The following is a 21,824-nucleotide window of genomic DNA, read 5'->3' as shown; positions in this document are numbered from 1 at the left end:
CTGGCAGTCAAGCCAGAAGAAGCCCATCCTTGTTATACATGAGAAAATCATTATTGATGCTGCCAGCCGCCGCACTTCCCGAATCAGAATCATTCTTCGCGGCGTTTCTTTTGGGGCAAGCGACCAGCACGCTTCAACGACTCACGCAGCAGATACTCGATGTGTCCGTTTACGCTGCGGAACTCCTCCCCTGCCCATCGCTCCAGCGCTTCATGCAGCTCTGGATCAATCCGCAGCGGAAAGCTTTTCTTGGCCGCCATAATATACCGCCTTAATACAACGAGCCAGCGTTAATGACCGGGCTAGCTCCACGCTCGGACACGATCGCCACCATCAAATTATTAATCATCGCCGCTTTGCGTTCTTCATCCAGTTCTACTACACCGCTCTCTTTAAGCTGCTTGATTGCCATATCCACCATGCCCACAGCACCTTCAACAATGATCTGCCGTGCGGACAGAATCGCCGACGCCTGCTGACGCTGAAGCATCGTGCTGGCAATTTCAGTCGAGTAAGCCAAGTGCGTTAGCCTTGCCTCAATGACTTCGACGCCAGAGATAGACAATCGGTCCTGCAGTTCGCTTGCCAGCTCCTTGGCAATTTCATCGGCGTTAGCCCGCAAGGACATTCCGGCTTCATTGAAGTTGTCATAAGGATATTTGCTTGCTACATGACGTAGCGCTGTCTCACTCTGTATCTCTACGAACTCCATATATTTATCGACATCGAAGAGTGCCTTGGCAGAATTAATCACCTTAAATACAATAACTGCTGCAATTTCAATCGGGTTCCCCTCAACATCGTTCACCTTCAATTTGGCGCTGTTGAAATTACGAACCCGCAGCGAGACTGTCTTACGACCACTGAACGGTATAACCGCCCATAACCCGCTCGCAGATATCGTTCCAACGTACTGCCCGAAGAAGGTCACCACAACTGACTTGTTCGGTTGAACTACCGTAATACTGGTCAGCAGTACAGCTGCTGCTACGAACAGTATGACAGGAACGACAACATACTCCTGAACAGAGCCGTATATCCCACCAGCCAGACAAAGAATCAGCAGAGCAATAACCCAAAAGCCGCTAACCGGGCGAAGATTTTTTTCCGTCATGTGAATCCCCCTAAATAGATATTCATTTGATATTTAAATGATATCACTTTTGGATATTGATGTAAATTATTATTTCAGCAAAAAAATAAAAGACTGTAGACACATTCGTTTTCCCCGAATGAATCTACAGTCTATATTTAGCCTCGAAACTCTAAAAGTAGCAGCCCCTATGCTTAGTTCTGCATTACAAAATCATTGTCGATCTTCGCATTGGCATCATCGAACACCCGCAGGATATCGTAACGCGTGTTGCGTTGTGCCGGGATTTTACCAGCTTCCCGGATCAGTTGGGTGATGGACTCGATGTTAACTTTGTACGTAGCGCCCGCAGAGGACACAACGTTCTCTTCAATCATTGTGCTGCCGAAATCGTTGCAGCCATATTGCAGCGACAGCTTGCCGACTTCCGGCCCCATAGTTACCCAGGAAGATTGGAAGTTCTTGATGTTGTCTAGCACCAGACGGCTGATCGCTACTGTCTTCAGGTACTCTTCAGGTGTCTGTCTGTCCAGCTTCAGGTTGGTATTATCCGGCTGGAAGGTCCAGGAGATAAAGGCCAGGAAGCCTTCGGAGTCATACTTATTAGCAATGCACTCATCTTGAGCTTCACGCACTCGCAGCAAATGCAGTGCCCGCTCTTCCATAGTCTCGCCAAGACCAATGACCATAGTCGCCGTCGTGTTCATACCGACTTTATGCGCGGTCTGCATAACGTCCATCCAGTCGCGCCAGGAGCCTTTAAGACGGCTGATTTTACGGCGTGTACGGTCATCGAGAATTTCGGCACCACCGCCTGGAAGTGAATCCAGTCCAGCTGCATGAATCTCGCGGATAACTTCTTCCAGTGACAGACCAGAGACTTCCTTCATCTTCATGATTTCAGCAGGTGAGAAGGAGTGCATCGTAATTTCCGGGAAGCGTTGCTTGATCCCACGCAGCAAATCGGTGTAGTAATTGAAAGGCAGATTAGGGTTCACGCCCCCCTGCATTAGAATTTCAGTCCCGTTGACAGCAATCGTCTCGGAAATTTTTTGGAAAATAAGTTCATCCGGTAGTACGTACCCCTCATCAGAGCCCGGTCTGCGGTAAAAGGCACAAAAACGGCAGTACACATCACACACATTCGTATAGTTAACATTGCGGCCAATGACGAAGGTCGCCATCGGGTCCGGATGCCAACGTTTCATAATAATGTCGGCAGCAGCGCCCATTTTCTCAATCTCGTTACTCTCGAACAATCTTACGGTATCCTCCAGCCCAAGCCGGTCTCCCCGCAGCGCTTTATCCAAGATCAGGTCTATCGCACTCATCGTTCGCAGCCTCCTTTAAAACCCATATCTTTATGGTATTTTCATAAAATTTATAAGACAATTGAATATGTTCGTTCCTTCATCGTAACACAATCCGGACCGCTTGAGAAATTTTTTTCACAAAGTCTAACGACCTTAACCATCTTTTGGAAAAGGCCTTCCTCCATGTAAAAAAACATACCATCCCCGCTCACAGAACCGTTTCTGAATTCAAAAAGGACAGCTTCGTCCGAAAACGAAACTGTCCGTCCTAACCTTAATTATTCTTCCGCAAGCGCCTGCTCCAGATCAACAATGAGATCCTCGATGGACTCTAGGCCGACCGAGAAGCGAAGCAGTCCGTCTGTAATACCGCGAGCCGCCCGAACCTCTGCCGGCATCGCCGCATGGGACATCAAAGCCGGGTAGGACAGGATGCTCTCCACTGCGCCAAGGCTGACCGCAACAAGCGGCAGCGTCACCTTGTTCAGCACACGCTTAGCCCGCTCACCGGAGCCAACATCGAACGAGACGACCGCGCCGTAACCGCTGGATTGCGATTCATGGATCTCGCGTCCCGGATGATTTGCCAGTCCCGGGTAGAACACAGCCGTAATATCGCTGCGGGCGTCAAGCCAGGCCGCAAGCTTGGCTGCGCTGATCTCGCTATGCGCCATGCGCGCCTCGAGCGTCTTCATTCCGCGCATCAAGAGCCAGCTTTCCTGCGGAGCCAGCACGGTGCCGAGACCGTTTTGCAGCATTTTGAGCTGCTTGCCAATCTCTGCGGTACGCGCTACGGCAAGACCAGCCAACACATCGCTGTGACCGCCAAGGAATTTTGTCGCACTGTGCAGGACAATATCCACGCCCTGTTCGATTGGACGCTGGTAGTACGGGGTCATGAATGTATTATCCAGGATAGTCAGAAGCTCATGACTCTTGGCCCATTCGCAGACAGCGGCAACATCCGTAATTTTCAGCGTCGGATTCGACGGAGTTTCCATATATACGGCTTTCGTGTTCGGCTGAAGCGCAGCTTTGACCTGCTCAAGATCCGTCATATCCACAAACGTGCTTTCAATGTTCAGACGGTTCAGGATGAGCGTCAATAGCCGGTATGTACCGCCATAGACATCCTCAGTAACGATCACATGATCACCGGAGGACAGCATGAGGAACGTGCTGGAGATAGCTGCCATGCCGGAGGCATAGGCGAAACCGCGCTCCCCGCCTTCCAGCAGAGCGATATAATCCTCAAGCGCCTGACGGGTCGGATTGCCTGACCGGCTATAGTCATGCAGCGGCGGATTATGAATATCCTCATGATGGAACGTCGAAGCCTGATAGATCGGCACACTGGAAGCGCCAGTGGCTTTGTCAATCTCGCTGCCAAAGTGCAGCAGACGGGTAGCGAATTTGAGATTATTCTTCTTATCTTTGTTCACGTTGTTATCACTCATTATGCCTGGCCTCCTTGTGCATCTGCTGTTTCAATCTCAATACGTGCCTGTTCCAGTGCATGGCCTAGATCCGCGATCAGATCATCAATATGCTCTATGCCAACCGAGAAGCGCAGCAACCGGTCATCAACACCCACCGCATCACGGATTTCAACCGGAATATCGGCATGGGTCTGCACCGTAGGATAAGTCATTAGCGATTCTACACCACCAAGACTTTCGGCAAAGGCAATTAGACGGATGTGGCGAAGAATTGGCTCCACATATCTCGCATCCTTCACTTTGAAGGAGAAAATACCGGTATTTCCGGATGACTGACGGTTCTGGATCTCAAAGCCCGGATGCTCCGGCAGACCCGGATGGAAGACCTCAGCGATAGCCGAATGTCCTTTCAGATAATGAGCCAGTTCCAGTGAATTGCTCTCATGACGCTCCATGCGTAATGCCAGCGTCTTCATACCTCTCATCAATTGGTAGCTGTCGGTTGGCCCCAATACTGCGCCGATGGAATTATGCAGAATCGCCATTTCAGCAGACAGCTCCGCTCCCTTGGTCACAATTAGACCTGCCAGCACGTCATTATGACCGCCCAAATATTTGGTAGCACTGTGGATAATGATATCGGCTCCGAGTTCCAGCGGACGCTGGAAGAATGGCGTCAGCAGCGTATTGTCTACAATGGTAAGCAACTCATGCGACTTGGCCCATGTACAGACAGCCTCTATATCCGTGATCATCATTAATGGATTGGTTGGTGTCTCGATCACAACGGCTTTCGTCTCCGGACGGCGAACCGATTCCAGCGCCTCTAGATCGTTGGTGTCCACATAAGAAGCGCTCACCCCGAACTTGGACATGATCCGCTCCAGCAAACGGTAAGTTCCCCCGTAGAGATCCAGTGATACAATCAGATGATCCCCTTGTCCGAACAGGCTGAAGATCGTTTGTAATGCGGCCATACCGGAACTACAGGCAAATGCAGCATCTCCGGATTCCAATTGCGCCGCTGCCGTTTCCAGCACAGAACGGGTCGGGCTTTTAGTGCGGCTATAGTCAAAGCCTGTACTTTGCCCCAGCTTTGGGTGGCGGAACGCCGTTGCATTATAGATAGGGAAGTTCACCGCGCCAGTGGCCGGGTCTTCCAGCGATCCTATTTGGGCTAGTCTGCTCTCAATCCTCAGTTTGTCGTCCATTCCATATAACCTCCTAATAGTAAGTACACTGCTGCATGCTCATCTATAACTTAAATGATGGGACCAATGTCATAGGGTGTTTCTTGGTATACATAGTAATTGAGCCAATTAGAGAACAATAAGTTAGCATGAGCGCGCCAAGTCGCCGGCGGAGTACGCTCCGGATCGTCTTTTGGAAAATAGTTCTTCGGCAGCGCCATTTCCATGCCCTTGGCAACATCACGATCATACTCCCACTTCAGAGAAAGGGGATCGTATTCAGAGTGGCCGGTGACAAAGATTTGTCGGCCATCCTTGGTAGCTACCAGATAAATGCCCGCTTCTTCCGATTCAGCCAGAATTTGCAGATCCGGGTTACTCTCGATATCTTTGCGGGACACATCCGTGTGCCGGGAATGCGGAACATAGAACAGTTCATCGAACCCGCGCAGCAGCTTTACATTATTATGGTTCAGTGTGTGAGGGAATACGCCAAAACATTTCTCAGACAATGCTTCCTTGCGCACACCGAAGTGATGATACAGTCCGGCTTGTGCAGCCCAACAGATATGCATAGTGGAAGTAACATTGTCTTTACTCCACTCAAAAATCTCTTTCAGCTCTTCCCAGTACGTTACGTCTTCAAAATCCATCTGCTCCACAGGAGCACCAGTCACGATAAGTCCGTCAAACCGGCGGTGGCTAATCTCATCGAAGGTCGTGTAGAAGCTGTTCAGATGCTCCGCCGACGTGTTCTTCGAAGTATGGGAACGGGGACGCAGCAGCACGATGTCCACCTGAAGCGGCGAGTTACCGATCAACCGGAGCAACTGAGTTTCCGTGGTTTCTTTGGTAGGCATCAAATTTAGAATGGCAAGGCGCAAGGGACGTATATCCTGATGAAACGCCTCGCTCTCGTCCATGATAAAAATATTTTCTCCCGACAATATCTCTTTCGCCGGCAGACTGTCTGGAATCTTAATTGGCATTTCTCGTCTTCACTCCTTGGTAATAGAATACCGCTTGGCGGCTGTTAACATTGGGTAAACAAAAAAGACCTCACTCTGAACGAGAAAGGTCATATTTATTCACATATGCGCCTCTCTCATCTGCCAGAAATCTTCACCGGACATCAGCCCGCTTCAAAGTCTCCTGCAAGAATTAGCACCGTGCGTCTTCACGCCGGTTGCCGGGTTTCATCGGGCTAGTCCCTCCACCTGCTCTTGATAAGATTTAGCTGTATTCAGTTGAATTTTCTTAAAATTCACTTTAAATCATGAACCCACTTCTCGTCAAGTCCATACAATGCTGAAGAGCCTTGAAAATGACAAGAATTTTCCTTGAAAGAGGCATACCCCGGCGTTATACTAGACAAGGGTTTTAAACTGGACGACAAGATGAGGTGAGAGGATTATGGAGGGCGACCCGAGTTCGCAGCTCAATGTACAGAACGAACAACCACACAGGATTAACATCAGCTTGCCGGCGGCGGGAGCAGTTCTTCTTCATGCCCTCGAAACGTCATTTGCCGATTCACCTTGACATGACCCCGGCCAAGCTGATTTTTTCTCTGTGCTTTTATTAGCATGTCCCTGAAGAAGACAGGGATCGAAGGAGTGAATCAGATGAAAATCCGGCTGGTCAACGCAGGGGTTTTTACACCTATTGATGATATTAATGAAACATTATCCCCTCCTAGTGAGGGATTTTATTGGATCGATGCTGATGTGGAGGATCTGGAACTCATTCAGCCCATGTTCAATCTGCATGATCTCGCCGTTGAGGATTGTCTCAGCGAAGAGGAGCAGCGTCCAAAAATTGAAATTTACGAAAGCCACTACTTTATTGTAGTGAACAGCATCCGGTTTGATGATGAGGAGATTTTCCTACGTGCGCTTAACGTCTTCCTGGGAAGACATTTTATCATCACAGTGACGAAGCAGAAGATCAATGAACTACGTGTCCTGAAACCAATGCTGTGGGAGCAAGAAGTCAGCGAGCCGGATAAGTTTCTGTATCTGCTCATTGACCTTGTAGTGGATAACTATTTTTCCGTCGGCGACCGGATTGAAGTCCGGATTGAGAAGCTGGAGGAAGATATCCTCATGCATACGAAGAAATCGCATCTTAGTGAAATCATCGGTCTGCGCAGTGAAATTCTGTGGCTCAAGAAAATGCTCGGTCCGCAGAAGGAAGTTATCAACACGTTGAACAAAAAGGATCTCCGGCTGATCGACGATCAGCTTCAGAAGTACTTCAGCGACATCTATGAGAATGCCGTAAAAATTTCCGAGACCTTTGAGACCTACCGCGATCTGATGGGCAACTTACGAGAAGCTTATCAGTCCAGTATCGCTAACCGTGCCAATGAAATTATGAGAGTTTTTACCGCGATTACAACGATATTCATGCCCCTGACTGTCATTACCGGCATCTACGGGATGAACTTTGACCATATGCCCGAGCTGCACAGCAAGTATGGCTACTACACCGTAATTGGTCTGATGCTGACCCTCGGCTGCGGAATGCTCTATATCTTCCGTAAAAAAGACTGGCTATGAAGGATCACTAACGAAAGTACAAGACGAAGGAATTCACACCCTGAGGGGCATGATTCCTTCGTCTTTTTGCTATGTAACGTGATGCTAAAAGCTCATCGCCGAATCAAGGCTTCCAGCCTGCTCCCGCCGGAACCGGATGCGAATCAGCCGCAGGCGTTCATAATGGACTTCCAGGCCGCCCGCAGCAGCAGGTGGTGTATCGCCATAGACCTTGTACAGTACCGGCTTCAGGAACAGGTCGCCAAACTCTTCATAGGCCTTCCAGACCGCCTGTTGCTCTTCATGCGCCATGCTTCCAAGCTCATACTGTATCAGTTTCTCCACAGAGTATCCGTCTTTCTCCAGTTCCTCCAGCGCTTCCAGCAGTTCTCTACGGCTGACACCCGTCTCGTTCTTCAACTGCTCCAGTCCGAGGCCACTCTCAATACCCTGAAGCAGAGTCCGATTCAGCCGCAGCCGCTCTAGCTGTCGCTTATACTTAAGCTCCTTCTGCTTATATAACCAGGAGGAGAATTCATCGTCCCCAATCTCTTCATAGACCCAATCCAGCGGAAAATTACGCTCTCTTGGTGCGGCAGAGGTTATTGCCAGCCAGTCTGCGCCATATTGAGCTGCCTTGGCTTCGCCGATGCCGGGAATTTGCAGAAGCTCTTCTGTCGTCTTTGGCAGAAAGGTACTAAGCAGGCGCAGTAGACGATTGCTCGCCAGCATGTAAGGAGCCTTGCGTTCACTGGATGCACGGCCCCGGCGCCAAGAGCATAGTTCATCATAGATACTTTCCTGACTATAATGCTCACTGTAATACTGCAGCTTCAGCTGCTCCCGGCCCCGGCGGGGCAGTACCTCCTCTTCGTGCAAGCCGCCGTCAATCAATGGACGGTATCCGGCCCCCATCTTCACCGCCAATTCATGCCGGTACACACAGAGCATCTCATTCCATGATCCACCTTCATACCAAAGGCTGTCCGTACTCTCCTCGGCAGTATTTACCGAAAAATCACGCCAGCCCAGGCTCCACACACCCTCCTCCTCGCCGATCCATAGCTGCGCGAACTCCTCTTCTTCCCTGCCAGCCAACCTCGACAAGCGGTTCATGAATATTATCTGCATAACAATCCCATCCTTTCCCGTCTTACAGCAAGCATGTTAGGGACATCGGGGCAGCACTTTAATCGACGCTTCACACCTCCACATCCGGCCACTGTCCCATTCTTCCGCTACGGAAATACAAGTCTTGTCCCAAACCACGCCAAAAAGCACCTCCTCCGCGATCAACGCGAAAGAGGTGCTTCCTCATGACAATGCTATACTGTTAAATCCTACAATACCATATATTACCGCACAGTCAATACCTATTTCTTACTGCTCTCTGTCCAAAGCCAGCTTGGCAAGACCGATCGCACCGGCCAGACCTGCATTGTCTCCTAATTGAGGCGGCACAACATAATTACCGATACCTTCATTCAGAGCCGGATGCTGCACATAGCCGTTCAGCAGTTCCTGCAACTTCTTGTGGATCAACGGGAATAACTGACTTTGCTTCATAACCCCACCGCCCATAACGATCTTCTGCGGAGACAGGATCAGCACGTAATTCATCAGGGCATGCGCCAGATAGTGTGCTTCCATCTCCCATGCAGGATGATCGGCAGGCAATTCACCCGCAGGCTGGCCCCAGCGGCTACCAATAGCCGGACCGGCTGCGAGGCCTTCCAGACAATCGCCATGATAAGGGCAGAAGCCCTCGTATTTATCTTCCGGATGACGGCGAACCAGAATGTGGCCCATCTCCGGGTGTGAGAGTCCGTGAATCAGCTTGCCGCCCACCACTGCGCCAGCCCCGATGCCTGTTCCAACAGTAATATAGAGACAGCTGTCCAGACCACGCGCTGCACCCCACGTGTATTCACCAAGTGCTGCACCATTGACATCCGTATCAAAACCGATCGGCACATTAAAGTGCTCCGCCACAGTGCCAACAAGGTTATATTGCCCCCAGTGCGGCTTCGGTGTAGTGGTTATATATCCATAAGTAGGACTGCCGAGGACCGGATCAATCGGTCCAAACGAACCGATTCCGATCGCCTCCACGCCTTTATCCTTGAAATAATTCAATACCTGCCCCATCGTCTCTTCCGGTGTTAATGTCGGAAAACTGATCCGGTCAATAATATTGCCATCCTCTGTTCCGATCCCGCAGACAAACTTTGTTCCTCCTGCTTCTATCGCTCCCAGCAATTTCACTGCAAGTAATCCCCCTTCTCCATAAATGGCAGACCCGTATTGGCTGCCCATTATTAAAGCGCTCTCTAATCCACATTATACTTGGACTACAGGGATATAACAAGCGGTTGACACAACATCAAAAAAACTCCTTTCGGAGTCTGTTTTGATGCCACAACGGAGTAACTGCGGCACTACTGCCCAGATGATCGCACCAAATAAAATGTGATCTATATAAGCCGAACAAATGAAATTAACAAAAAGTGAAGGTGAGACAAGAGGGGCCGCCTTCCCAACTAACGGCATTTTTGTACCTTATTTTTCTTCAATATAGGTAAATAAGGGGAATAAGGACATTTTTGTATCTTATTTTTAGAAAATGCACGCTGGGTGGGGTGTTTTGGAATATTTAAGGTACAATATTGCACTTAATCTCCACTAAACCCTGGTTGCAGAGGATTTAAGGTACGAAAATGCCGTTAATTTCTATTAGTCTCTATATAAACTCTCTTTTTCTTGATTATGTTTGTTTTTTTAATGCATTCTATCTGGTGCAAAAAAGAGCCTCCTCATTCAAGACAGATGCAGGATCGGCACAGTTCTCAAATTCAAGATCCCGTTTCTTTTTTCACATTCAGCGGGATTATAGCCGTGCGTCGTTTCCACGGAAGCTTTCCGAAGTTGGTGCCAAGCACCCCAATAATAATCATGACTGTCCCGATGATATGAGCCACTGTCAATTCTTCGTGCAGAATCAAAGCTCCAGCAATAATAGAGATTAAAGTGGACAGGTTATTGAAGACGCTGACCTTGGAAGCTTCCAGGCGACCTAGAGCATAGGTAGATAACATGTTGCTAATCACCGTAGACAGAATGCCCAGGTATAACAAAGCCAACAAATACTTGGAATCTGCGAACGGTTGGAAAAAGAGGTTCAGTGACCCTGCCGATCCATGCCTGATCAGGGCTGCAGCCGCGAACAAAATAAAGCCCATAGCCATAGTAACAAAAGAGATTTCCAAAGGCGTATACTTCCGTGTCAACGGCCGGGCTAGCACACTGAAACCTGCCATGCTCAGTGCCGACAGTACTAGCAGTACCAGTCCAACTACACTACCTCCACTCCAGCCAGCGCCTCCCTTCATCGCGAAGATGAAAATGACACCCGATACAGACAGCAGGATGGACAGCTTCTGGATAAGGTTCGTCCGTTCTTTAAGAAAAAAAGCCGCAATCGGCGCAGTAAATAGCGGAACCATTGCCAGAATGATGCCAGCTTCCGACGAGGAAGCGCTCATTAGGCCAAAAGCCTGAAACGCAAAAAACAGTACTGGAGACAGCAGTCCCAGCGGGAGTAGTCTGCGGACATCACTCCAAGTGAAACGTAGCTGGACCCAGCCGAAAAGAAACGGTACAGCCACCGCGATCCAGCCGATCGCGAAGCGATGCGCCAGCACATCCAGCGGATTGGCCTCGGTAACCGTCATTTTGACGAATAAAAAGGAAAAACCAATAATTGAGGCATAAAGAATAGCGGCCAGATAAGCCGACGTATTACTGTTTCTGGATTTCATACATGCTACCTCCGGGACAAATAAATGTGTTATCCAAACACTGAACTCAATATACTATGCAATCAGAGCGGAGCAGTCACAATTCATGTGCACCCGCATATGTACCGATACAGATTAGGGTACTGGCTGCTATCCTGCCACTCCCCTTGAATCCATACCAAAAAGCCCTGCACCGCAGGGCTTTTCACTAGACATTAACCTTATTTTGCTCTAGCCCAAATCGCCAAGCTCAATCTGCACAATACCTTCTTCTTCCTGAATCTCGGCGATCAGGTGCATCAGGCTGCCGAATTCCAGCTCCTTGAATTTGCGGGCGGCAGACTCGTGCCGTACTTCCCACAGACATTCGGACAGTTCGCAGGCTACCGGTACATCACAGCGGATTTGTGCAAGATCCCGTGACAAGTGCAGCATGTCAAGATCAGCTTCGATCTTGGTCCGCACACCCTTAGGCAGCAATTGCAAATTCTCGATAACGCCTTCGACTGTACCATAATCTGTTAGAAGCTTAAGCGCCGTCTTCTCACCGATCCCGCGAACGCCAGGATAGTTGTCACTCGTGTCGCCCATAAAGCCTTTTAAGTCGATGACTTGAGCAGGCGTAAGGCCTTTATCAGCCAGCAGTTCCGCAGGGTCATACACTTTATAATTGGAACGGCCTTTTTTCATAATCACGACTTTCACGTTGTCCGTAACAAGCTGCAGCATATCATGATCTCCAGTAATAATGTAAACCTCGGATTCTTCACCATAACCCGCTGCCAGTGTACCGATGCAATCATCAGCTTCATAGCCTACCAGCCCGACATTGGGGACGCCAAGCTCTGCTACAACTTCCTTGACCAAATCAAACTGAGGAATCAGCTCCAGCGGCGGCTCCGCCCGGTTTGACTTATAACCATCATATTTCTCGGTACGGAACGTGCCCTTACCCATATCCCAGCAGCATACTACATGCGTAGGATTAAATGTGCTGACCGCGTCGAAAAAATACTGCAAGAAGCCGTAAACGGCGTTTGTCGGCAGTCCTGCACTGGTCTTGCGGATATATCCGCCATAAGCGGTGGCGTAATAGGCACGGAACAGCAGAGCCATTCCGTCCACGATCATCACGCGACCCTTCGTTTCTGCTGTCATGTGTAAACCTCTCCTAATTCATCTTATTCGTTATTGGGGTCAGATGGTGCTCCAGGCCCCCGCATACTGGTCTTCCTTGAATCCTACGGTAACCTTGGTTCCATCGCTGACGATTGGGCGTTTAATCAACATTCCGTTGCTGGACAAAAGCTCCAGTTGCTCTTGCTCGCTAAGACCTGGCAACTTATCCTTGAGCCCCTGTGATTTATAGACATCACCGCTGGTATTAAAGAACTTCTTCAGCTCCAGTCCGCTGTTCTTGAATAGCTCACGCAGCTCCTCCACACCTGGAGGCTGTTCCTTAATATCCTGCAGATCCAGTTCATGGCCTTGTCCCTGCAGCCATTTGATCGCATTGCGGCAGGTGCCGCATTTTGTATAATGATAGACTTTCAATGTGCTCATAGTGTGCTCCTTAATTATAGATAGCGGGCAAAGTGCCACAGCACTTCACTTTTCCGCAAATGTACAGCTATAGTGATTAAGATCCGAACGAAGACTCGGTCGTCACTGCGGTGGAAGGATTCGGCTTCCGGCTGCTGTTGTCTCTAGATTTCTTTACATTGCACCACTGCTTACGGTTGAAATCCGGAGACGGTATTTGCTTACGGATGCGGGCATAAGGCGAAAGGAAATATTTAACGGTATGTTTTCCCGCTATCAAAGCCCAACTTAAGCTTCAAGCGTAGGCTTAGGCTTCCCCTGCTTCAGCTCCCTCTCCAAAGCCGCCATATCCGGCGGCAATGGCGCTTCAAAGATCAGGTTCTCCGGCAGCACCGGATGCCGCAGCGAGAGCCTCACTGCATGCAGCGCCTGACGCGGCATCGCAGCATCCAGCGCAGCAATCCCTGCCAGCTGTGCTTGCTGGGCAGGCGTCGGCACGGTCTCGCTGTACAGCGGGTGCCGGTACATACCGTCACCGATCAGCGGACAGCCGATAGAGGTCATATGCACACGAATCTGATGCGTGCGCCCGGTCTCCAGCTTCAGCTCTACTCGTGAGCCTCCGCTATAGGTTTCCATGACCTTGTAACGGGTCAGGGAAGGATAGCCCTCCGGCGTCACAATGCGCCGGTGGGGCTCCGCCGGATCACGATCGATTGGCCCATCGATATCACCCTCCGGCGCTGCCGGTACGCCATGTACGAAGGCCGTATACCGCTTGTCCACCGTTCCGGCAATCATCTGCTCAGAGATGTGCTGATGCGCAAACGGGTTCTTGGCGATAACTAGAACGCCCGAAGTCTCCTGATCCAGCCGGTGTACCGGCCGGAAGCGGTAGCGCTCCCCTTTTTCCGCCCAATAATGAACAATGCCGTTAGCCAAAGTGTCCGTATAATGGCCGTGGGTCGGATGCACGATGATCCCTGCTGCTTTGTTGACCACCAGCAGATGCTCGTCTTCATACAGCGATTCGAAAGGAATCGGCTGGGGTAAAATATCCTCGGAAACTTCTGTCTCCATGCGGATCTCCACAATATCTCCGGTCTGGATCTTCACGCTGATATAAACGCGCTCCCCGTTGACCATAATGCCTTGCTCCGTCATTTTGAGCCTGGACAAAAGCTTGCGTGAAATATCCATCCGTTTGTGCAGGATGGTCTTGAGCAACCAGCCGTCCTCTTCCGGTGGAATGATATAAGTTATGGGTGAATAATAGCTAGTCATGTTAATTCCGGAACACCTTTTTACCGCGCACATATTCTACGTCAGCAATCCCTGTTCTTGTATTAGCAGTACGGGCCAGTGCGAAGAAGTAATCAGATAGACGGTTCAGGTATATGACGACCTCCGGGTTGACCTCGCTGTTTCGAGCAAGCGTCACGGTCCGCCGTTCAGCACGACGACAGATGGTGCGGCAGACATGCAGCACAGACGACAGCTGACTTCCTCCAGGGAGGATAAACCGTTCCAGCGCCGGATTCTCACTTTCCAAACTGTCGATCCAGCCCTCCAACCGCTCGGCCATCTCCATATTCACCTTATAGTTATTGTCGCTTAGTGTTACGTAAGCCAGATCTGAGCCGCAGTCGAATAACTCGTGCTGAATCTCCAGCAGCTGCTCCCGGACATCGGCGAACTTCTCGTCTTCCATCAGACTACGTGCCTGTCCTACAAAGCCGTTCAGCTCATCGATAGTTCCATAAGCTTCTACCCGGACATCGTCCTTGGCTACCCTGCCTCCGATGACTGAGGTCTCCCCTTTATCGCCGGTACGTGTATAAATTTTCATAACGTACTCTCCTCCACTTTTCACCAATACTGTGAATCAATCTATTCCATCATGGCTTTAATCGCTGCAATGCTCTGTTCCAGACTGTCCGCCGAAACGGCAATTGTCAGAAACGCATCATCAGGCGCAAAGCCGGCATCCTTGAACATCTTCAGCTTGGACAACGGAATCGCAAACAAATGCTTCTCCTGAACAATATCCTTGCTTCCTTCCTTCACTACCCCGCCTTCAAAGACGCCTTCCGGGTAATCGTCCGGATTAAAATATTCGTCCAGCGGGCGGTTGGCTCCGCTTTTGCCATAGTTGAGCACATCTTCCTTCGACAGGATTACAATATCATTCATAGCAGCCGCGTATTCAACCATCAGCTTCTGGATATTATAGATCGGTGCTGTGCTGAACTCCACCTTAGCCTCGTCGCCCAGCTTGTCCTTCAGGTGGCTCTCAAAGCCCTGAACAACCTTGGTATCGGGATTCACTCCGTTCAACATCATAAAGATATTCACCGTATCCTTCGTGTTCCCCCCACCGCAGCCTGCAATCAATGTCATCATTACCAGCAGTGCAACGGCTATGCTGCCTTTCCACTTTCCCTTCAATCCGCTTCCCCCTTAGTCCTGAAAATCACATAATAACAGTTTAAACGCACTTGCGCAAAGAAGGCAAATATATAGAAATCAACTTGAAATTTTTACAATAAACATAGCAAGGCCTGATTGAGGAAAAGGTTCGGTTTGTACCGTAGCCTCGTAAGTATGTGACACCCTAGAGAAGCAAAAACAAGCAACGAGCCGGATCCCCATGACCATGGCTCGTTGCTTGTTTTCAATTCTGCAAATAAAAATCCTACCTTTTTACACCATTCCCCCGTTGACACGCAATGTCTGGCCGGTCACCCAACCGGATGCGTCGCTGGCCAGGAACACAACCGCCCCTGCGATATCCTCCGGCTCTCCCAGACGTCCGAAAGCATTCATTTTACGAATACCGTCAATCTGCTCCTCCGATTTACCCACAGTGAACAGCTCGGTATTCACAGGACCCGGTGCGACAGCGTTAATGGTGATTCCCTTAGGTCCAAGCTCCTTCGCTAGTTGCCGGGTAAATTGCTCTACTGCACCCTTGCTGCCTGCGTAAACGCTGTACGTCGGGAACATTACACCAGCGACAGAAGTGGAGAAATTGATAATCCGGCCGCCCTGACCCATGTGTTTGACCGCTTGCTGGATAGCAAAGAAGGTTCCTTTCACATTGATGCCGAACTGCTTGTCAAAATCCTCCTCAGTGACTGCCGCAAGCGGCTTGGTCATCATTACACCAGCATTGTTCACCAGAATATCCAGGGCGCCAAAAGCCTTCACTGTTTCTTCAAACAGCTTCTCCAACTGGGCTACATTGCTAATATCCGCCTGAATGGCTACAGCCTCGCCGCCGTTTTGCTTAATTTCGGAAACAACCTCTTCCGCTTTATCCGGGCTGCTGCTGTAATTCACCACAACCTTCGCCCCGTTCCGGGCCAGTTCCTCTGCAATTGCACGGCCGATGCCTCTCGATGAACCTGTTACGACTGCCACTTTACCAGAAAGATTGTTTCCCATGTTAATAACCTCCAATGATTTATTAAATAGAACAAGTAGTACTATACAAGCCAAACAAAAGAAAGTAACTTACCACCAATATTTAGATTTAATCAACAGTTACAGCAGCCTCTAACAAACCGCCGAGTCCAATCCGCTCCAAAAATTCAATCCGCAGTTTCTCCGAAAGCTCCGTTACTTCAGCCGCACCGTCACCGACAAAGTCGATAACAGATCGTACAGGACGCTGACCAGCGGGCAGGCTGACAATACGGGCCACTTCATCCGCTACAGCTTGAGGATCAGCGTCATCAGGTGTAAGCGCGCTTAGCCTATCGCCAACCTCATCGAGCAGCCCGTTGATTCTTGCGTAAGCTGCTGAAGTCTCTCCATCAGCTGGAGGGGTAGCATTCGGAAAATGTGAAGTCCCTTTCGTGAAGGCACCGGGTACTACGAAGGAAGTCTCGATCCCGAAAGGAGCGACTTCATACGCCATCGTTTGGGCAAGTGAATCCATAGCCGCTTTGGCAGCTACATAAGGTCCAAGGAACGGCGGGAAGCCGCCGCGAACGGTAGTGCTGCTGATCCAAAGCAGCAGGCCAGATTCCTGTGCTCTCATATACGGCAGAGCCGCCCGGTTCACCCGCTGTGTCCCGAGAACGTTGGTGTCATATACCTTAGCCATTTCTTCCGGGGAAAAAGCCTCAGTCACACCAACTACTAGGTGACCAGCATTATGCATAACCACATCCAAAACACCCTGCTCTTTCACAATGACCTGCACCGCACGGTCTGCCGATTCCTGAGAGAGAACATCCAGCTCCAGAGCCTTAAGACTGAATCCATTCTCCGCTGCATAATCGTGCAGTTCCTTGGCCCGGGGGGCGTTCCGCCCTTCAACATCGCGCATGCTGGCATATACGATATGTCCTGCGGCCGCCAAAGTGCGGGCGGACAAGTTGCCTATTCCAGTAGAAGCACCTGTGACGAGAATAACTGATTTGTGAGTTTGATTCATGTTGTCACTCCTTAAAAATGGATTGATTACCAGTCCAATCTTCATAATGTCGGCACGTTTCTTCGCTGCTATGCATCTCCTTAAGATTTTGTTGGCGTATGAGCCCAATTGAATTCTGTGCTGCATCCGTCCGGTGAATTGATTATATAATAACAAATATCAATAATCAACTGACAATTTTATATATTTGTCATTTTATTTTTTTCTTTTCTATTTTGCAAAAAAAAAGAAGCACCGCTTATAAGTCTAATCAGCAGTACTTCCCTATGTTTTTGTTACACATTACCTTTAGCCATTTGAATTAAGAGGCTTTGATCCCTTCAATCAGCAGCCCCCACACGGAGTCAAAATCCTGACCAAGTGTGGTCTCGGACCATTCGTAAGCATGCGCGGGGTGATTAAAATGAGCCATTGCAATAAACAGCGCTCTCGCCATCACTTCAGGCTGACCCGGCTTCAATTCTCCCTGCTTTATCCCCCGCTCAACGATCTGAGCGATTTGGGAGATTAAGCAGTCTACATGTTCCGAGATGACATCCGCAGTCTCCAGGGTAACCGCCGTGTACATTGCGAACATCTCCGGATCTTCTACAGCGTAAGCCAGCTTACTCTGTGACAGGACCAGAAACCATTGCCTCAGCCGCTGGGCCGTACTACCGCCCTTCTCCTCCGCTATTGCCTGCAGCGGATCAGAGATTTGGTGCAGCCACCGCTCCGTTACCGCTGCCCGCAAAACTGCCTTGCTGGGAAAATGACGGTAGATCGTTCCATGGCTTACCGATAGTACACGGGCAACATCTACTACCGAGCTTTTATCAGGACCAAACCGGCGCAGCACGCTCTCCGCTGCATCCAGAATCATTTCTTTAGTTAATGCCTGTTCATTTTTCATATTGATCGAAGTTACACAAATACCGGACAAAAGGGCCCTCAGCATTCGCTGTGCCTTCTTTACCCCCTTGCTTGCTTTACGAATACCATAGCACAACAATTATAGGGTATCAATATTGTTATTTTGTCATTCATAACCTCACACCTTGTATTACTGGATACAAGTACACCCTAAAATACTCTGCGGGCCGTCACAAAACGTTTCATCCACTTGCTGTCCAAGGTTTCGTAGTGAACGCCTTGTTCCTTCGAATAGGTGTGCAGAATCCGGTTGTTTCCGGCATAAATGGCGACATGCCCAATATTTAGTCCGCGCGCACTGAAGAATAGCAAATCACCCTTACGCAGGTCTCCGATACTTACTTTCTTGCCCTCTTTGGCCTGATTGTAGGAGACACGCGCCAGATCAATGGACAGAACCTCCTTGAACACCCGACCGACAAAAGATGAACAGTCGAATGTACGTGTCTGATCCGGAGAAGCACCGAATTCATAAGGGGTACCCAGGAACTTCTCTCCATACGCCAGCAACGCATTTCCTTGCAGCTCTGCAAGGGAAGGACTGGTGTAGTCGCTAAAGCCCGGTTTTGCAGATATATAACCTGTCTTATTGTCCTCTGTGCGTACTTTCAGCCATAGGGCATCGGTCTCTTCAAGAACCTGAACCTTCTCCCCAGCCGGTAGCGATTCAATGACACTGGAGTCCGTTCTTGAATCCGGCACGGTGCGTAGGTTAACGGCGCTCACAATCTTGGTGTTGTACTCTTGGGCTGAATGAATACGGATTTCATGACTAACCGGGTCCCATTTCACTTGGTTGCCCAGCGCCTCACTAAAATATCGCAGCGGCATCATCGTATTCCCGGCAACGATCTGACCCGGCACGCTCAGTGTGACAGGCTTACCATTCGTATAAGCAGCCCCATCTCCGATCCGGTAACTCAACACGGTCTCTCCCTTGGTCGCTGTCACCGATTTGGCTTGATTGTCCCAAGAGAGCTTGGCTCCCTGCTCCTCAAACAGCTTGCGCATCGGCACAAGGACCGTATCATTCACGAACAGTGGCTGAACACCGAATTGAAGGGGTCGTCCATCCAAATAGATGGCAGTCTCTTGATTGACAGTTGCGCTATCGGCATGTGCCGGAGCTGAGTACAACAGCGGTGCCAGTAGCAGAAGCAGTGCCGCTTGTCTAGTTCTCTTCATGTTGTCTTCACCTCGGGTGATTGATAGATTCAAGAGTTTGTACTCAGGCCGGTTCCAGAAGTTTTGTGCCAATTGTTTCCAGGTTCATGTGAAATGTCAGGCAATACACCCAGATTGGCTTCTTTATCGTCATAAAAAAGAGGGCCCAAATGGGCCCTCCGAGCTGCGCCCCGGACGATTATCTTCTACAGGGACGTACCTTCATATATTCATTTATCTTTAGATCCAGCAGACTGCTGATTTCAATGACGTTGTCCGAGGTGAACGATTTCTCCTGCAAAAAAAGCTGCTCCATCTTGGTGCGTAATACCCGAATTTCATCTTCCAAAGAGAGCCTGCGTACAGAAGCATCGCCCTTAGGGGACCGTTTCCCGCTTCCTGAAAAACATTCCCCGCCATAGGAAGGTAAGTAATAATCGGCACTGAGCACAATCATACCTCCTAAAAATCTTGTTGAGCGTCTGCTAAAAAATAGCATCGAAACAACCGGCTAGAAAGCATCCGCTTCGTTTCCAGAGCAACGTTGACCTCCAACTGTCATTAAAGGCTACACTTACTCTCTCAAAGTAAAATTATACCATGCAATTGAGAGATTTACTAGACTATTTTCATAAATTTTACTCTTTATTCCGTTCTTTCCCTTTCGAGCTTGGTGACAAAGGCTCCAATACGTTCGATGGCCTCATTCAGCTGCGACACTGAAGTCGCATACGAGCAGCGGAGATAGCCTTCGCCACCCAAACCGAACACACTGCCCGGAACCGCGGCGACCTTACTTTCACGCAGCAGTCGCTGGGCAAATTCATCAGAACTCAGACCGGTATGGCGGATGCTTGGAAAAGCGTAAAACGCCCCTTGCGGTTCATGGCATTCCAGCCCGGCATCCCGCAGGCCCTTCACGATCAGACGCCGCCGCTGGTTATAGGAATCGGTCATCCGATCCTTCTCCTCCAGCCCGTTGGTCAGCGCCTCCAGCGCGGCAACCTGCCCCATGGAAGGCGCACACATTACCGTGTACTGATGAATCTTCAGCATGGCGGAGATGAGCTCCGGGTGACCGCAGGCGTAGCCCATACGCCAGCCTGTCATGGCAAAGGCTTTGGAGAAGCCGCTAACGAGAATCGTGCGGTCTTTCATACCCGGCAGCGACGGGAAGCTTACATGGTTGCTGCCGTAGGTCAGTTCCGCATAGATTTCATCAGAAATTACGATGAGATCATGTTTTTCCACGACTTTGGCAATAGGCTCCCAGTCCTCGCGTGTCATAATCGCACCCGTCGGATTGCTCGGATAGCATAGGATCAGCACTTTAGAACGAGGTGTGATCTTAGCTTCCAGCCCTTCCGCAGTCAGCTTGAAGTTATGCTCGCCAAAGGTCTCAATGCCAACAGGAATGCCCCCGCCGATGGCAGTTATAGGAGAATATGAAATATAACACGGCTCCGGGATCAGAATCTCGTCGCCTGGTGAGATCAGTGCACGCAGGGCAAGGTCAATCGCCTCGCTTCCCCCTACTGTAGCAATGATTTCGTTAGCCGGATCGTAATCTACTGCAAAACGGTTATGCAGGTAGTTGGCAATTCCCTCCCGCAATTCAGGCATACCTGCGTTGGAGGTATATCCGGTGAAGCCTTTTTCCAAAGAATATACGCAAGCTTCCCGGACATGCCAAGGGGTCTTGAAATCAGGTTCACCGACCCCCAGTGAGATAATGTCCTTACTGCCAGCTGCCAGATCAAAAAATTTGCGGATGCCTGATGGCTGAATCTCCCGGACCAATGGGGCCAAATAGGAGTTCATGGACTTGCCGGTGTCTCCGTTAGGTTGAGTATTGTTCGTGATCATATGGCGTTCTTCCTTTACGGAGAGATCATCAGACGGTTGTCTTCCTCATGCTCCTCGAAGATGATCCCGTCCTGTTTGTATTTTTTGAGCGTAAAGTTGGTTTTAGTTGAGAGCACAGAATCGATAGGCGACAGCTTCTCGGATACGAAATTTGCGACTTCACGCAGATTGCGGCCTTCCACTTCGACCAACAGATCGTATGCGCCAGACATCAGATAGACGGATTTCACTTGCGGGTACAGATAAATCCGCTCGGCGATGCCTTCGAAACCGCGGCCCCGCTCCGGCGTAATTTGTACCTCAATCAGTGCGGTTACCCGCTCGTCATCCACCTTATCCCAATTGACGACTGTGGAATATTTTACGATAACATTGTCTTGTTCCATCTGCTCAATCACAGTCTTTACATCGGCTTCTTCTGCCCCAAGTAGCGTCGCCATCAACGCTGTGGAGCTTCGCGCATCCTCCTTGAGCAGTTCCAGCACTTTCCTCTTCAATTCATCCATTTCCTTCATGCCTTCCCT

General features: G+C 49.8%; 22 protein-coding genes and 1 riboswitch. Of the genes, 1 reads left to right on the top strand and 21 read right to left on the bottom strand.

What is annotated here, in order from left to right; genetic code table 11:
• Window positions 1-89: 89 nt before the first annotated feature.
• The 6 genes from HPT30_RS25705 to metA all read right to left on the bottom strand — a co-directional run bounded on the left by HPT30_RS25705 (window position 90) and on the right by metA (window position 6,024).
• A complete protein-coding gene (locus HPT30_RS25705; protein ID WP_066373934.1) occupies window positions 90-260 on the bottom strand; it encodes a type II toxin-antitoxin system antitoxin in 171 nt (56 codons plus the stop codon).
• A gap of 11 nt (window positions 261-271) precedes the next feature.
• Window positions 272-1,114 carry an SPFH domain-containing protein gene (locus tag HPT30_RS25700; RefSeq protein WP_175374146.1) on the bottom strand — a complete coding sequence of 281 codons (843 nt, stop codon included), beginning with the start codon at window positions 1,112-1,114 and terminating at the stop codon, window positions 272-274.
• Between the two features lie 173 nt (window positions 1,115-1,287).
• Window positions 1,288-2,424 carry a cyclic dehypoxanthinyl futalosine synthase gene (gene mqnC / locus HPT30_RS25695; RefSeq protein WP_175374145.1) on the bottom strand — a complete coding sequence of 379 codons (1,137 nt, stop codon included), beginning with the start codon at window positions 2,422-2,424 and terminating at the stop codon, window positions 1,288-1,290.
• Between the two features lie 260 nt (window positions 2,425-2,684).
• Window positions 2,685-3,863, bottom strand: a complete 1,179-nt coding sequence (locus HPT30_RS25690) for a trans-sulfuration enzyme family protein (protein ID WP_175374144.1) — start codon at window positions 3,861-3,863, stop codon at window positions 2,685-2,687.
• Window positions 3,863-5,056, bottom strand: a complete 1,194-nt coding sequence (locus HPT30_RS25685; protein ID WP_066373918.1) for an aminotransferase class I/II-fold pyridoxal phosphate-dependent enzyme — start codon at window positions 5,054-5,056, stop codon at window positions 3,863-3,865. Before HPT30_RS25685 ends, HPT30_RS25690 begins: the two co-directional genes overlap by 1 nt.
• Before the next feature lie 50 nt (window positions 5,057-5,106).
• The gene (gene metA / locus HPT30_RS25680) at window positions 5,107-6,024 is read right to left on the bottom strand and encodes a homoserine O-acetyltransferase MetA (protein WP_175374143.1); all 918 of its coding nucleotides are present in this window, start codon (window positions 6,022-6,024) and stop codon (window positions 5,107-5,109) included.
• Between the two features lie 113 nt (window positions 6,025-6,137).
• Window positions 6,138-6,268, bottom strand: a riboswitch (SAM riboswitch).
• 392 nt (window positions 6,269-6,660) lie between these two features.
• Between metA and corA the strand changes: the two genes are divergently transcribed.
• Window positions 6,661-7,596, top strand: a complete 936-nt coding sequence (gene corA / locus HPT30_RS25675; RefSeq protein ID WP_175374142.1) for a magnesium/cobalt transporter CorA — start codon at window positions 6,661-6,663, stop codon at window positions 7,594-7,596.
• An 84-nt stretch (window positions 7,597-7,680) separates the two neighbouring features.
• Here the strand turns inward: corA and HPT30_RS25670 are convergent, their stop codons facing one another.
• The 15 genes from HPT30_RS25670 to HPT30_RS25600 form a co-directional block, all read right to left on the bottom strand.
• Window positions 7,681-8,706 carry an HRDC domain-containing protein gene (locus tag HPT30_RS25670; protein WP_175374141.1) on the bottom strand — a complete coding sequence of 342 codons (1,026 nt, stop codon included), beginning with the start codon at window positions 8,704-8,706 and terminating at the stop codon, window positions 7,681-7,683.
• 249 nt (window positions 8,707-8,955) lie between these two features.
• The gene (locus HPT30_RS25665; RefSeq protein ID WP_312876376.1) at window positions 8,956-9,840 is read right to left on the bottom strand and encodes an ROK family protein; all 885 of its coding nucleotides are present in this window, start codon (window positions 9,838-9,840) and stop codon (window positions 8,956-8,958) included.
• A 587-nt stretch (window positions 9,841-10,427) separates the two neighbouring features.
• Window positions 10,428-11,393 (bottom strand): DMT family transporter, encoded by a 966-nt coding sequence (locus HPT30_RS25660; RefSeq protein WP_175374140.1) that lies wholly within the window; start codon window positions 11,391-11,393, stop codon window positions 10,428-10,430.
• Window positions 11,394-11,603: 210 nt separating this feature from the next.
• The gene (locus HPT30_RS25655) at window positions 11,604-12,530 is read right to left on the bottom strand and encodes a 5'-3' exonuclease (RefSeq protein WP_175374139.1); all 927 of its coding nucleotides are present in this window, start codon (window positions 12,528-12,530) and stop codon (window positions 11,604-11,606) included.
• Window positions 12,531-12,569: 39 nt separating this feature from the next.
• Window positions 12,570-12,935 (bottom strand): arsenate reductase family protein, encoded by a 366-nt coding sequence (locus HPT30_RS25650; protein WP_175374138.1) that lies wholly within the window; start codon window positions 12,933-12,935, stop codon window positions 12,570-12,572.
• 267 nt (window positions 12,936-13,202) lie between these two features.
• The gene (locus HPT30_RS25645) at window positions 13,203-14,198 is read right to left on the bottom strand and encodes an RluA family pseudouridine synthase (protein WP_175374137.1); all 996 of its coding nucleotides are present in this window, start codon (window positions 14,196-14,198) and stop codon (window positions 13,203-13,205) included.
• A gap of 1 nt (window position 14,199) precedes the next feature.
• Window positions 14,200-14,763: a cob(I)yrinic acid a,c-diamide adenosyltransferase gene (locus HPT30_RS25640; RefSeq protein ID WP_175374136.1), complete on the bottom strand. Its 564-nt coding sequence runs from the start codon at window positions 14,761-14,763 to the stop codon at window positions 14,200-14,202.
• Between the two features lie 41 nt (window positions 14,764-14,804).
• Window positions 14,805-15,362: a type 2 periplasmic-binding domain-containing protein gene (locus HPT30_RS25635; RefSeq protein ID WP_083205325.1), complete on the bottom strand. Its 558-nt coding sequence runs from the start codon at window positions 15,360-15,362 to the stop codon at window positions 14,805-14,807.
• A 255-nt stretch (window positions 15,363-15,617) separates the two neighbouring features.
• Entirely contained in the window at window positions 15,618-16,361 is a 744-nt protein-coding gene (locus tag HPT30_RS25630) for an SDR family oxidoreductase (protein ID WP_175374135.1), read from the bottom strand.
• 88 nt (window positions 16,362-16,449) lie between these two features.
• Window positions 16,450-17,358, bottom strand: coding sequence for an SDR family oxidoreductase (locus tag HPT30_RS25625; RefSeq protein ID WP_175374134.1), 909 nt, complete (start codon window positions 17,356-17,358; stop codon window positions 16,450-16,452).
• 301 nt (window positions 17,359-17,659) lie between these two features.
• Window positions 17,660-18,295: a TetR/AcrR family transcriptional regulator gene (locus HPT30_RS25620; RefSeq protein WP_217622527.1), complete on the bottom strand. Its 636-nt coding sequence runs from the start codon at window positions 18,293-18,295 to the stop codon at window positions 17,660-17,662.
• 125 nt (window positions 18,296-18,420) lie between these two features.
• Window positions 18,421-19,455: a C40 family peptidase gene (locus HPT30_RS25615; protein WP_175374133.1), complete on the bottom strand. Its 1,035-nt coding sequence runs from the start codon at window positions 19,453-19,455 to the stop codon at window positions 18,421-18,423.
• A 178-nt stretch (window positions 19,456-19,633) separates the two neighbouring features.
• Window positions 19,634-19,891, bottom strand: coding sequence for an aspartyl-phosphate phosphatase Spo0E family protein (locus HPT30_RS25610; protein ID WP_175374132.1), 258 nt, complete (start codon window positions 19,889-19,891; stop codon window positions 19,634-19,636).
• A gap of 188 nt (window positions 19,892-20,079) precedes the next feature.
• Window positions 20,080-21,300, bottom strand: coding sequence for an aminotransferase class I/II-fold pyridoxal phosphate-dependent enzyme (locus HPT30_RS25605; RefSeq protein ID WP_175374131.1), 1,221 nt, complete (start codon window positions 21,298-21,300; stop codon window positions 20,080-20,082).
• Window positions 21,301-21,314: 14 nt separating this feature from the next.
• Complete coding sequence (locus HPT30_RS25600) at window positions 21,315-21,815, bottom strand: Lrp/AsnC family transcriptional regulator (protein ID WP_175374130.1); 501 nt, start codon at window positions 21,813-21,815, stop codon at window positions 21,315-21,317.
• Between the last annotated feature and the right edge of the window lie 9 nt (window positions 21,816-21,824).

This window comes from Paenibacillus agri, from assembly GCF_013359945.1.
GTDB classification, from domain to species: domain Bacteria; phylum Bacillota; class Bacilli; order Paenibacillales; family Paenibacillaceae; genus Paenibacillus_AQ; species Paenibacillus_AQ agri.
The sequence above is the reverse complement of the archived record's forward strand: the minus strand, read 5'-3'. Positions and strand labels throughout refer to the sequence as shown.